Raw genomic sequence first — 12217 nt, forward strand, 5'->3', positions numbered from 1 at the left:
GTGGGAAATATTTTCATTTCTTTAAGCACCCCAAGGAAGAGTTTTGTGTTTCCCCAAATTTTTCTTTCTATTTCTCAGCAACGAAAATTTAGGAATTTTTTCATCCTGTGAAGCTCTAGAAAAAAAAGGTGACAAAATTTTCCCTAGAAGTAATGTGAGAAATATTTTCATTTCTTTAAGCATCCTAAGGAAGAGTTTTGTGTTTCCCCAAATCTTTCCTTCTGCTTCTCGGCAGGGAAAAATTATGAAAATATTTATTCCCTGAAGCTCTCGAAAAAGGGTGGAAGGTTTTGAGGAATTTTCTCCAGGAGGAATGTGGGAGATTTTTCATTTCCGAAAGCTCCTCCAAAATTCGCACTGACCTACTTAACTCCTTATTTTTGCCTGGATATTTACCTAAAACTAGATAGCAATTTTCTGGTACTGCTTAATTTCACCTACCTATTTTATTTAGGTATTTTGCCATTATATATACTACCATTAGGCATAGTTGTGCCCTCTAGATTTGCACCGGTAAAATCAGCACCTTTAATATTTGCTCCGGTAAGATTAGCATTTGCCAGGTTAGCATTTGCCAGGTTAGCATTTGCCAGGTTAGCTTCTTGTAAATAAGCACTTTCTAACCAAGAATTTTCTAGATTAGCTGTCTTGAGGTTAGTCTTTTCTAAGTGAGCGCCAAATAAGTAAGCTTTCCGTAAATTAGCACCCTCTAAATTAGCATCTTGTAGCCTTGAATATACTAAATGTGCAGTTTCCAAGTTAGCATTTTCTAAATTGACTTGTTGTAACTGAGGTTGAGATTGAGATTTGTCTCCCATATAGTCATAAGAATTAATTCTAGCACCTTTTAAGTTAGCATTTTTCAAGTTTGCACCAACCAGTATGCTATCACTTAAATTAGCATTTTCTAAATTAGCACCCTCTAAGTTAATGTTTTCTAAATTTATTCCCCCTAGAAAAGCGCCAGATAGATCTGAATTTTTTAGATTCAAATCATTATATTTGTTATTAACAATTTTCCAAACTAAATGCCATTTATGACTGAAGATAGTTTGCTCATTAATTGATGTATGTCGGAGATCAGTTAGTCTTAAGTTAGCATTTTTTAAATTAGTATTTTTTAAATTAGTATTTTCTAATATTGCTCCTTGTAAGCTAGCATTTTCAAGATTAGTATTTTCAAGATTAGCGCCTGTAAGATCGCATATTATGCATTTTCCTGTAGTCTGAAGCTGATTTATATTTGAGGCAACACATTTATCATCAAAACAAACATTTGGAGACCACCATAATTCCGGAGTATTATTTAAACTGCTATCTACTGGAATTTGATTTTCTACTGGAATTTGATTTTCTACTAAAACTTTATTTCGTAGACTAATCACTGCTCCAATACTAAAAGTAGCAAAAATAGCGAGTATAGTTGCTACAATACCAGTAAATTTTTTATCGGCTTGAATACTTCCTTTAATAGTAGAAAAAATTTCCCCTTTCTCCACAACACCAACAAACTTTTTATTAAAACTAGCTTCATTTTCAGGAAAAGCAAATATTTTATCTTTTTGAATGATATGAATTTCTTGATTTACAAGTTTTCTATTAATATTAACATTAAGTCTATTTTCAGGAAAAGCAAATATTTCCTCATCTCTAAGGAAAGCAATTTCTTTTAATTCTTGCCTAGCTAAAACAGCATTTTTATAACGCTTTTTGGAATTATGTTCGACCATTTTAGTCAACCAATTTGCAAAATGCCAATGTAAATTAGGAACTAAATGTTTAAATTTAAACCGATAGTCTTCATCTAATAATTTATCGATTTCTACACTTCTAGTTCCTGTTAATAAACAAATTAAAGTTACTCCTAAACTATATAAGTCTGAAGCGGTTGTTAATGGTCGATTAAACATTTCTTCGGGTGGCATAAATCCTGGTGTTCCTGCTGCAATGCTACTTAATGCTAAGTCTCCACCGCGCAATTTTGCTAAACCGAAGTCTACTAAATAAACTTGCAGTTTTTCATCGACTAAAATATTTTCTGGTTTAATGTCTCGGTGAATTATTGGTGGTTGAAATTTTTGCAAATATACCAATATTTCTAAAGCTGAAAGAGTAATTTTTTTGATTTCTTCTGGAGTAAAAATATGTCTTTCTGCTAAGGATGGAGCTGCAATATATTCTGTTACTAAACAAAATCCTGATTGGGTTTCAAAGGAGTTTAAGTAGCTGGGTATTTGAGGATGTTTTAATTGTTTGAGGGCTGATATTTCTCGTTGATAAGCTTTGAAAGCTGACCAATTTTCATCGGCTAGAGCAAATCTAAATTCTTTAATTACTACTTGTTGATTTGCAGTGAGGGATGTTGCTAAATATGTAATTCTTCCGCCTTGTAAGTTATGTCCTAGTTGTTTGTTTATTTGATAGTTGTAGTTGGTAAAGTCTGGATATTTATTCATTTTATTAAGTTATTATAGTTAGACTAATTTTGAGTAATTTTTATGAAGTTTGGATGTTTTTTTTCTTTCTTATAATTATATAGTCAAGATTTGATAGTTAGTCTAGATAGGGTTACTATAGTCATTCTGATTTAGATTGAGACAAGGTTTTCTTGCTGTGAAACGGTTTTAGCTGAAAAAGTGTTCCATTCTTATTCAGAATGACTATATAAGTAATTAATTTAATTTTAAATTTGGTTAAGTATAGTGATTAGAGGAGCAATTAATAAGTGAGTGTTTTTAATGGCGATCGCTTTGACCTTCGTAATTTATAATTCCCATTTATAATTCCCGAAAATTAAATAATTTGTTCATCAAATCTTTCTTTCTATTTCTCGACAACGAAAAATTATGAAAATATTCATTCCCTGAAGCTCTAGAAAAAAATCGCGCATCAAAGGATTTTTGGTTGCATCCCCACAAAAATTGTGATATAATAAAATTTATTGGGGGTTGTTCGCCCATATACATGATTTTTTATTCAACTAAACTTCCAGAGTCAGCGTAGAGTATAGTTACCTCAAAAAATTGCTTTTTAATTATTACCACTTATTCCATCTCTAGAAAAGATTAAAGATATTCCAAGATAGACAAACATTTATAGGCAAACCAAACAGCAATATCTTTAAAATTGCTTCTATGTCTATATCTAGATAAATTGAATTGAATTGTTCTAATTATCAGCTAATTAATTTCCCTTTCAATCTAGATTTTTAACGTAAGCATTCACCTATTAGCTATCAGGAATAAGACCGTCGCTTTCAAGCTATCGATTATAAATATAAAGTTTTACATTAAGAAAGATGTTTATAAATTACAGTATTAAGGATTAGGTTTACATCTCAAACCAAAAACAATACCTGATAGCTGATAGCTGATAACTGACGGCTGAATGCTTACTTTTTGAAAGGTAGCAAAAATGCAGTTATTAAAGCAATAGTACCTCCCAATAAACCCCAACCCAACCAAATATTAAAATTCCTACCTCTGCCTTTTGCCACAACAGCAGCAGCGGTACCAATAACGCAATGCAAAATCATTAATATCCAGAATAATTGCCAGTTCATTTCATTCATAATTTTCTTTCAAGTATTAGTTATTTGAGAATTAAGTATCTAAAAATTTTTAACCATCAAAATGAATTATATGGTCTGAGGTAATTAATAATTAATAATGTAAAGAGTTTGGGAAATATATAATTTTCTATCTAACTCTCTAATGCTTTAATTATAGATTATCAGTTAATGAACATATTTGATTCAATGCTCTCTGTTTTCAGCAGAGGTAATTAATAATTAGAGATAGTATTTATTATTCATAGATATTGTACCATCATTTCTAGCTGAATTTGGATTAGCAGCACTAGGAAGAATAATTCCGGCAATAACAATTAATTTTAAATCTTTTCTGCGAATATTGTCATAATAACTTTGAGATATTTGTTGATGAAAATAATTATTCCAGTACCTAATAGTTTCTCTAGTTTTTAAAGCATGAGAATTATCAATTTTTCTCCATTCATTAGTTTTTTTTAGGTTGGCTACGGCTAAAAAGCCATTGCCATTCTTTCTAGTAGTCTTTGATTCATTCCTTGAGGAGGCGCACCAAACTTGCTGATAATATATAATGCTTCATTGATTAATTTTTGAAATTGTTTAGACTTATCAGACTTAGCAATATACTGAGGAATTTCAGATATTTTGATTTCTTAAAAATCAAAAAGGTAGTGATAATTGTACAGGAATAATTTTTTGTGAAATTTTTTCTGGCGATAATCTGGAAAAAGATTCTAAATAATTCTTAATACTACCTGCTAGATGATTAATAAAAAGTATATTACTTGCCAGAAAAATCCGGAATAATTTTATAAACTAAGTAGAGATTAAGCATACTGGATTTGTTGCCGATAAGTTTAATTCATACTATAATTTTTGACTTAATTAGAAATAAATTAATGGTCTAACTAAAATCTAAAATTTGCTAGAGATAAGATTTGCCAAATTTAGAAAAAAACGCTATATACTTAGAAGTTAATTTAACTTTAAACTATATTAATAATCACTATGTCAGAAAATCAACTAGAAATCTGCCCAGTTTGCCAAGTCAAAATAGAAAATGGGGATAAAGTATTATTTTCTTCTGGACCAACTGGTACTCGCTCCAAACTATGGGCTCGTGTCTGTCAATATGTCCAGAAAGATGGTTGTATCAATCAAGAACCAGATGTAGTTGGAAATGTGATACCCCAGGATTACTATAGCTCAGATATTTCCTAAGATACTTTACATCTTTGGTTCTAGTTCTTTATTATTCAGGATAGGTTATTTCAGTTATTAGGATCTCTTGCTGAAGCTTTATGCTGGAAATACTGAATATGATATTTTATGGCTTCAAAAAATAGATATTCAATATTGTACTTAGTATGATATTATATATTATTCGTTGTTGTTAAATAGTGCTGATTTAATCATACAGTGAAATTAAATAATGAATCAGACTGTAGCGTTTATTGTCGGATGTATTTTAACGGGGGTCTTAATTGTCCTTTCGTTTATGGGTTGGATTGTTTTTGGTAAGTCATCTCCTGATGAGCAGATGAATTTATCAATGCCTTCCCCTTTGCCCTCGGTAACATTTTCTTCTTCTCCTAAAGTTTATCCTCCTTCTGGATCTCCCTTACCTCAACCACTACCATTACCATCGCCCCCACCTATTTCAGTTCCTTCTCTTCCTGATTTTAAGGATTATAAGTTGGAACAAGAAATTAGAAATCAATCTGAACAACAACGTTCAGCTTACGACCAACTGAAAACTCAACTACAACAACAATTACTTGATACACAACAGTTGAAAAGTCAGTTAGAACAACAGTGGGGAGAAATACAAAAGCTGAGACTTCAACAAGATCAATTAAAGTTGGAAAATGACCGATTATTACTTCAGGTTCAACAACAAGAACGTTTAATTTCGGGTTTAAGTCTACAGCAAGGTATAGATAGTTATAGTAGAAGATCGTCGAATAGTTCTGCGAATTATTTAGAAAAGGGTTTACTATGGTTTATTGCAGGTATAATTCTAGCTATTTTACTTTTGGGTGGTGGTATTCTTTTGATCGGAATGATTATTTTATTTGCTCAGCCTCAACGCCGACCTTCTTATAGCAGCAATAAGACTACTACTCAAAATATTAATGTTCCTTGGGAGTACACAATTTATGACCAGGAACCAGCTAAATTTTTACCTCCTTATATTGATAGGAATAAACGGATGAAATAATGGAGAATTAATAATGGTTAAACCTGTGCTTGATTGAATATAAGGAAATATCCTAACACTTTTTTTTGGTTAAAAATGAAATGTTTTATATCTTTTTTATTTTTCGGTAAAAATAATGGTGATTTTTTCAAGAAACTTCATTTTATTAAGTGATATAGTAATTTCAAGTATTTAAAATTACAAATAAGTTTATATATAAAAACTTTAGTTTTGATTATAAAAAAACATAATATAGCAATCCGTGCGGAGGTTGCGGGTAATCAAAAAGTAAATAAAAAAACTTAAACTCTTGTCTTTTCCCTGTTCCCTAAAAAGCAGTAGGATTTTTGCAAAAAAGGATTGCTATAGCCAACCTACTTATGTTGTAAAATTCAACAACTAGAAATAAGTTCTGAAATTTTTACCTATTACCCACTGCCTCCAAATCTATTCCTGAAAAGGAGTAAGATTTTTATACACAAATAATATAATATAAAATTGCTATTGCTGTTGACAAATTTGAATAGATAAGCTAGAATAAAAAGTTGTCACTTATGCGGAACTGGCGGAATTGGTAGACGCGCTAGATTCAGGTTCTAGTGTTCGCAAGGACTTCCGGGTTCAAGTCCCGGGTTCCGCACTATCTTTGGTAGGAAGTAGGGAGTAGTTAGGAGCAATAGGAAATTGAGGAGTTGATTTTTCTATCATTATGTGTGTGCATAGAAAAAAAGTATTTTTACAAATATGAAATGCACTCTTTTATATTTAAGATTTAGGATTTGCTGGTTAAATATAAAAGTATTGACAGATAGGGTAACTTCTTTTTTTAGGTGTCAAAAAGTGTGCAGCTTTTAAGTAGTTCAAGTTCATTCATGTTAGTATTTTTGGTTTACTATGCTAGAAAAATAAAGGGGCTATTTTTCCGAAGACTTCCTTTTTAACTCCTATTTATCCTAACTAATTCTTGCTCCCTAGTTTAACCAAAAGACTTTCCATAAGTAAACCCTATATTTAAGAAATAAAAAATTAACTGTGCTGACCAGTTTGCAAAATCCTTTGGTAAAGCAAAGTCGCCAACTTCATCAATCAAAAGGAAGGCGAGAAAAGCAATTATTTCTAGTTGAAGGAACTCATCTATTAGAAGAAGCTTGTAGAAAAGATTATCCTCTTATAACTGTTTTTTATACACCTAAATGGCAAGAAAAAAATAAATCTTTGTGTGAGTTAGTATGTCAAAAAGCTCAAAGGATAGAATTAGTAAGTGACAGGATTATTCAATCTCTTGCTACTACGGTTAATCCTGATGGAATAGTTGCTACAGCACCACAAAGGGAGGGAAAATTTTGGCAGATTACGACTTTAGGAATTGTTTTAGATAAAATACAAGATCCTGGTAATTTAGGAACTATAATTAGGACTGCTGTAGCCACAAATATAGATGGCTTATTTTTGAGTAGAGATAGTGTAGACTTGTATCATCCAAAAGTAGTTCGAGCATCTGCTGGAGCATGGTTTAATTTAGATAAGGTAATATCTGAAAATTTAGAGAATGACATATTACAGTTAAAAGCTCAAGGTCTACAGGTTTTGGCGACTGTTCCTAATTCAAATATTAATTATTGGGATATAGATTTACGAAAACCTACATTAATAGTTTTGGGAAATGAAGGTTCTGGTATTTCAAAGGATTTAATTAATTTGGCTGATTATTCTGTTAATATTCCTTTGAGTAATGGGGTAGAATCTTTAAATGTTGCTATAAGTACAGCTATAATTTTGTATGAAGTTCAACGTCAACGTCAAATTTAATTAAAGAAGAAATTAGTTGATCAAGAGAATTAAAAGTTATTAATGAAATTGATCAGCGGCTAACTTTTCAATTCTTTGATTGTTGAGAAAAGTTAAAAGTTTACGATTGATGTTTATTGTTTGTCTGAATATAGTCATCTATATCAGCGATCGCTGCTTCTAAATCTGATAAATTAAATTGATGTTCTTTTGATTTTTTGTGGGAATTTGTGAATTTTGAATTATAGTTATTAGTTTGATTTTCTTGGAGAACTAGATTAAGTTGTTTATCAAAGTTATCTAAAAATCTTTTGGCTGCCCGATTGCGAATATCTTTTTGATCCATATTAAATTTATCCATATTAAATTTTTTCTGTTATTTGATATTATAAGTTAAGATTAAAATTGATTAAATATATATTTATACAAAAGTAGTAGAAGTTTAAAATAGAATATATTTTATTTGATATACAGCAATCCGTGTTTATGTTGTGAAAAATCAAAAAGTGAATAAAAAAACTGGAACTCCTATCTGTTCCCTAAAAGCGGTAAAAATTTTTATACACTAATAAAATAGGATTACTAACATAGACCTACCTACTTAGAGCAATCAGATTTTACTTTTAAGATGTTAGTGGTAATTAGGAATCAGCAACTAGAAGATAACTAAAGTCGAAGAATTACAGTTACTGAAGATGAGACAGGAAAAACAAACTTAAAAGTATTTTGATTATTTATTTATTTATTTATTTATTTATTTATTTAAGTTGAGATTTAATTTTTGTTCCACGGTATTATATTATAAGCATAATCATTGGGATTGGTTAGAGCATTCCTACTCTATACATGGTTTTTGCAAACATACTAAGAAGTTTTAGAAAACAGAAATGACTCAAGAATTTGATTACGACTTAATAATTATCGGCGCTGGTGTCGGTGGACATGGTGCAGCATTACATGCTACGAGTTGTGGCCTAAAAACAGCTATTGTGGAAGTAGCAGAAATGGGTGGTACTTGTGTGAACCGAGGTTGTATACCATCTAAAGCACTTCTGGCAGCATCAGGTAAGGTTCGAGAGTTACGGAATGCTCACCATTTAAAGACTTTGGGGATTGAGTTGGATAATGTTTCTTATGATAGAGGGGTAATTGCTTCTCATGCTAGTAACATTGTTACTAAAATCAGAGGTGACATGACCAATAGTCTGAAACGTTTGGGTGTAGATACTATTGTAGGTTGGGGTCAGGTTACTGGAAAGCAAAAGGTTATGGTTAAGACGTCCAAGGGAGAAGAAAGTTTTTCTGCCAAAGATATTATACTTGCTCCTGGGTCAGTACCTTTTGTTCCTCGTGGAATAGAGTTGGATGGTAAGACGGTTTTTACTAGCGATGATGCTCTGAAGTTAGATTGGTTGCCGTCTTGGGTGGCTATTGTTGGTAGTGGCTATATTGGATTAGAATTTTCTGATATTTATACTGCTCTTGGTTCCGAGATTACCATGATTGAGGCATTAGATCAATTGATGCCTACTTTCGATCCAGATATTGCTAAGATTGCCACAAGGGTTCTTATTCAGTCAAGGGATATTGAGACTAAGGTTGGTAAGTTGGCGATGAAGGTGATTCCTGGGTCTCCGGTAATTATTGAACTTGCTGATGCTAAGACTAAGGAAGTAGAAGAGGTTTTAGAGGTTGATGCTTGTCTGGTTGCTACAGGCCGTATTCCTTATACGAAAGATTTGGGCCTAGATTCTGTGGGAGTTGAAACTGACCGTCGAGGTTTTATTCCAGTGGATAGTAAGATGGCAGTTTTGTCAAGTGGTGAAGTAGTTCCTAATTTATGGGCGATCGGCGATGCGACTGGAAAAATGATGTTGGCTCATGCAGCTTCTGCTCAGGGAATAACTGTGGTGGAAAATATTTGTGGTCGTGATCGGGAGGTGGATTATCTTAGCATTCCAGCGGCAGCTTTTACTCATCCAGAAATTAGTTATGTGGGGATGACTGAACCAGCAGCGAAAGATTTGGGCAAAGAACAGGGGTTTGAAGTGGCCAGTGTGAGAACTTATTTTAAGGGTAATTCTAAGGCGATCGCTGAGGGTGAAACGGATGGTGTGGCGAAAGTGATTTATCGTCAGGATACAGGAGAATTATTAGGGGTACATATTATTGGTCTTCATGCTTCGGATTTAATTCAGGAAGCGGCAAATGCTATTGCTAAAAAGCAGTCTGTGAATGAGTTATCTTTTAATGTTCATACTCATCCTACTTTATCTGAGGTTTTGGATGAAGCATTTAAGAGAGCTAGTGTTGGATAATTAATAATTAATAATTAATAATGAGAGATTGTTTTCATTATTAGTTATTGGAAATTTCTAAATTACTTTTTCCTCTTGAAGGGGTAATTAAGCTAAGAGTTGATAGCTAAGTGGTAAATCCTGACAATAATGATTTGGAAAAAAATGTAGGGGTTTGGTCTCCCAACCCAAGTAAGAATGGGGTTGGTTTTCCCAAACACCTACAATAAAGAGGTTGGGATAGTTGATAATTAATAATTGATAATTAGAGATAGTTTTTATTATTAATTATCTATTAATGAACCATAGTTTTAATTATTTCAAATCTCTAAAATTGCTTTTGATTTATTTAAAGGTAATTAAGCTAGGAGTTGATAGCTAAGTGCTAAATTTTTACAATTCAGAAAATTGGTAGATTTAATGGTATAATCAGCAAAGTTAATACTATTAAATCTACCAAAATATAGCAATTCTAAATTAATTAGAGCAAATTCAAAAGTAAATCAAACGGGACTTGCGCAAAGGTACTATATATAGTGTGTCGGTGCGTTGTGCGTTGTAGGCTTTACATGTCGCGTAGCAAAACACGCCCTATTAATAGCGTTCATGGGTAAATCCTGTCAAAAAAAAACTGAAACTCTTACCTATCCCTTATTCCCTATTGATTTTAAATAAATGCAAATTCGTCGTCTTCAACCAAACCCAGCGATAGAAATGGGTGACATACGTTATGAAGTCTCTGTACCAAAGTCAAAAGCTCAAAATATTCTGGAGGAAATTGTTTGGTATAAAGAAAAAGAGGTAGATTATTTCCGTGAGAAAACACCTTTAGTTGATTTAAGAAAAAAGATTAACTTAATGCCTCCTCCTCTTGATTTTTTAGCTAAATTATCAACAGGAAAAACTCAACCTGCGGTAATAGCTGAAGTGAAAAAAGCTTCTCCTAGTAAAGGAGTAATTAGAGAAGATTTTGAACCAGTTAATATTGCTAAATCATATCAAGAAAATGGTGCAAATTGTATCTCAGTTTTAACGGATAAAAAGTTTTTTCAAGGTGGGTTTGAAAATTTAGAGAATATTCGAGCAAATGTTGATTTACCACTTCTTTGTAAAGATTTTCTGATTTATCCATATCAAATATATTTTGCTCGTTTACATGGAGCTGATGCTGTATTATTAATTGCGGCAATTTTATCAGACCAAGACTTAAAATATTTTATTAAAATCGTTAATTCTTTAGGAATGACAGCTTTGGTTGAGGTTCATACCTTGGAAGAGTTAGATAGGGTATTAGCAATAGATGGAGTTAAGTTAGTTGGTATAAATAATCGAAATTTAACAGATTTTTCAGTAGATTTACAAACAACTTGTAAGTTGATGGAAGCTAGGAAAAAAGATTTACAGGAATTTGGTGTACTGGTTGTTAGTGAATCAGGAATACATACTTCTGAAGATATTAAAATTGTGAAAAATGCTGGTGCTAATGCTGTTTTAATTGGTGAATCTTTAATTAAAAAAACAAATCCTGGTGCAGCATTGTTAGAACTATTTACTGAAAAGTAAGGAAGGAGGAAGGAGGAAGGAGGAAGGAGGAAGGAGGAAGGAGGAAGAAAAGTTAAATAAAGACTAATTAGTGGAAACTAAGTAATCTAATACTAAACTAGCTTTATAAAGAGGGTTAATTATGAATACTTATACTGAGAGTAAAGATATTATAGTCATAAAAAATCATTAGTCAGAAAAACCTGTAGGGGTTTGGAGACCAAACTCCTATGATCGAATCTTACAACTTATTTAGGATTGGTATATAGAGGAAATTGAAATATCTAATTATATTATCATAAACTTAGAGACGAATTTTTTTTCTTACACCTTTATTTATCGCAAATCTCTTACCTATCTCTTATTTTTTATTTCCAATTTCTGCAATAAATCTAACAAAAATATCTAACAGCTATTTAAAAATGGAACCAATACCAATACCTTCTCGCATTCATTATGAACTACTACTTCAGTTATTAGAAAAAAAGACAATTTTGGCAGTAAATTATCAGACAAAAGAGTATCAAAAAATTCAAGAACTTATTGTGGCAGTTAGAAAAGCTTTAGTGCTGCAAAAACAATTAGAAGAAATTTGTCAAGAAACTAATTTACCCATAGAATACCACTGGTCTCTTAATGAAGGCAAAAAAGATTAATAGATTATTGTTAGTATTTTTAAATGATATGTAAATCTAGATTGAGTTTTTTTATAAGAATAATTATTGTCTTAATTATCTAAGAATATTTGCATTAAAGCTATTATTATTTAATGCTATTTTTCCCTGTTAAATTTTCACTTTTGCCTTTCTAATAAATAAAAATCAGTTATCGCATTTTTAA

At 31.6% G+C, this 12217-nt stretch carries 10 protein-coding genes and 1 tRNA gene; 7 read left to right on the plus strand and 4 right to left on the minus strand.

Annotated elements, in window-relative coordinates:
• Positions 1 to 446: 446 nt before the first annotated feature.
• From VKJ25_RS17320 to VKJ25_RS24680, 3 genes are all read right to left on the minus strand, one after another.
• Positions 447 to 2456, minus strand: a complete 2010-nt coding sequence (locus tag VKJ25_RS17320) for a pentapeptide repeat-containing protein (RefSeq protein ID WP_324237887.1) — start codon at positions 2454 to 2456, stop codon at positions 447 to 449.
• A gap of 935 nt (positions 2457 to 3391) precedes the next feature.
• Complete coding sequence (locus VKJ25_RS17325) at positions 3392 to 3571, minus strand: hypothetical protein (RefSeq protein ID WP_324237888.1); 180 nt, start codon at positions 3569 to 3571, stop codon at positions 3392 to 3394.
• Between the two features lie 219 nt (positions 3572 to 3790).
• On the minus strand, positions 3791 to 4123 hold the full coding sequence (locus tag VKJ25_RS24680; RefSeq protein ID WP_375340341.1) for a hypothetical protein: 333 nt from the start codon (positions 4121 to 4123) through the stop codon (positions 3791 to 3793).
• 435 nt (positions 4124 to 4558) lie between these two features.
• Between VKJ25_RS24680 and nblD the strand changes: the two genes are divergently transcribed.
• The 4 genes from nblD to VKJ25_RS17345 all read left to right on the plus strand — a co-directional run bounded on the left by nblD (position 4559) and on the right by VKJ25_RS17345 (position 7559).
• Complete coding sequence (gene nblD / locus VKJ25_RS17330) at positions 4559 to 4771, plus strand: NblD family protein (RefSeq protein ID WP_324237889.1); 213 nt, start codon at positions 4559 to 4561, stop codon at positions 4769 to 4771.
• A gap of 211 nt (positions 4772 to 4982) precedes the next feature.
• On the plus strand, positions 4983 to 5771 hold the full coding sequence (locus tag VKJ25_RS17335; RefSeq protein WP_324237890.1) for a hypothetical protein: 789 nt from the start codon (positions 4983 to 4985) through the stop codon (positions 5769 to 5771).
• Between the two features lie 535 nt (positions 5772 to 6306).
• Positions 6307 to 6390 (plus strand) — tRNA-Leu (locus tag VKJ25_RS17340).
• 392 nt (positions 6391 to 6782) lie between these two features.
• Positions 6783 to 7559, plus strand: coding sequence for a TrmH family RNA methyltransferase (locus VKJ25_RS17345; protein ID WP_324237891.1), 777 nt, complete (start codon positions 6783 to 6785; stop codon positions 7557 to 7559).
• 100 nt (positions 7560 to 7659) lie between these two features.
• Here the strand turns inward: VKJ25_RS17345 and VKJ25_RS17350 are convergent, their stop codons facing one another.
• Positions 7660 to 7899 (minus strand): hypothetical protein, encoded by a 240-nt coding sequence (locus tag VKJ25_RS17350; protein WP_324237892.1) that lies wholly within the window; start codon positions 7897 to 7899, stop codon positions 7660 to 7662.
• Positions 7900 to 8425: 526 nt separating this feature from the next.
• Here VKJ25_RS17350 and lpdA point away from each other — a divergent pair.
• From lpdA to VKJ25_RS17365, 3 genes are all read left to right on the plus strand, one after another.
• Positions 8426 to 9856, plus strand: a complete 1431-nt coding sequence (lpdA, locus tag VKJ25_RS17355) for a dihydrolipoyl dehydrogenase (protein ID WP_324237893.1) — start codon at positions 8426 to 8428, stop codon at positions 9854 to 9856.
• Positions 9857 to 10510: 654 nt separating this feature from the next.
• The gene (trpC, locus tag VKJ25_RS17360) at positions 10511 to 11398 is read left to right on the plus strand and encodes an indole-3-glycerol phosphate synthase TrpC (RefSeq protein WP_324237894.1); all 888 of its coding nucleotides are present in this window, start codon (positions 10511 to 10513) and stop codon (positions 11396 to 11398) included.
• Positions 11399 to 11799: 401 nt separating this feature from the next.
• Positions 11800 to 12033 carry a DUF5340 domain-containing protein gene (locus tag VKJ25_RS17365; RefSeq protein ID WP_324237895.1) on the plus strand — a complete coding sequence of 78 codons (234 nt, stop codon included), beginning with the start codon at positions 11800 to 11802 and terminating at the stop codon, positions 12031 to 12033.
• Positions 12034 to 12217: the final 184 nt, after the last annotated feature.

The organism is Okeania sp. (assembly GCF_035285525.1).
In the GTDB taxonomy this organism is placed as follows: Bacteria; Cyanobacteriota; Cyanobacteriia; order Cyanobacteriales; family Microcoleaceae; genus Trichodesmium.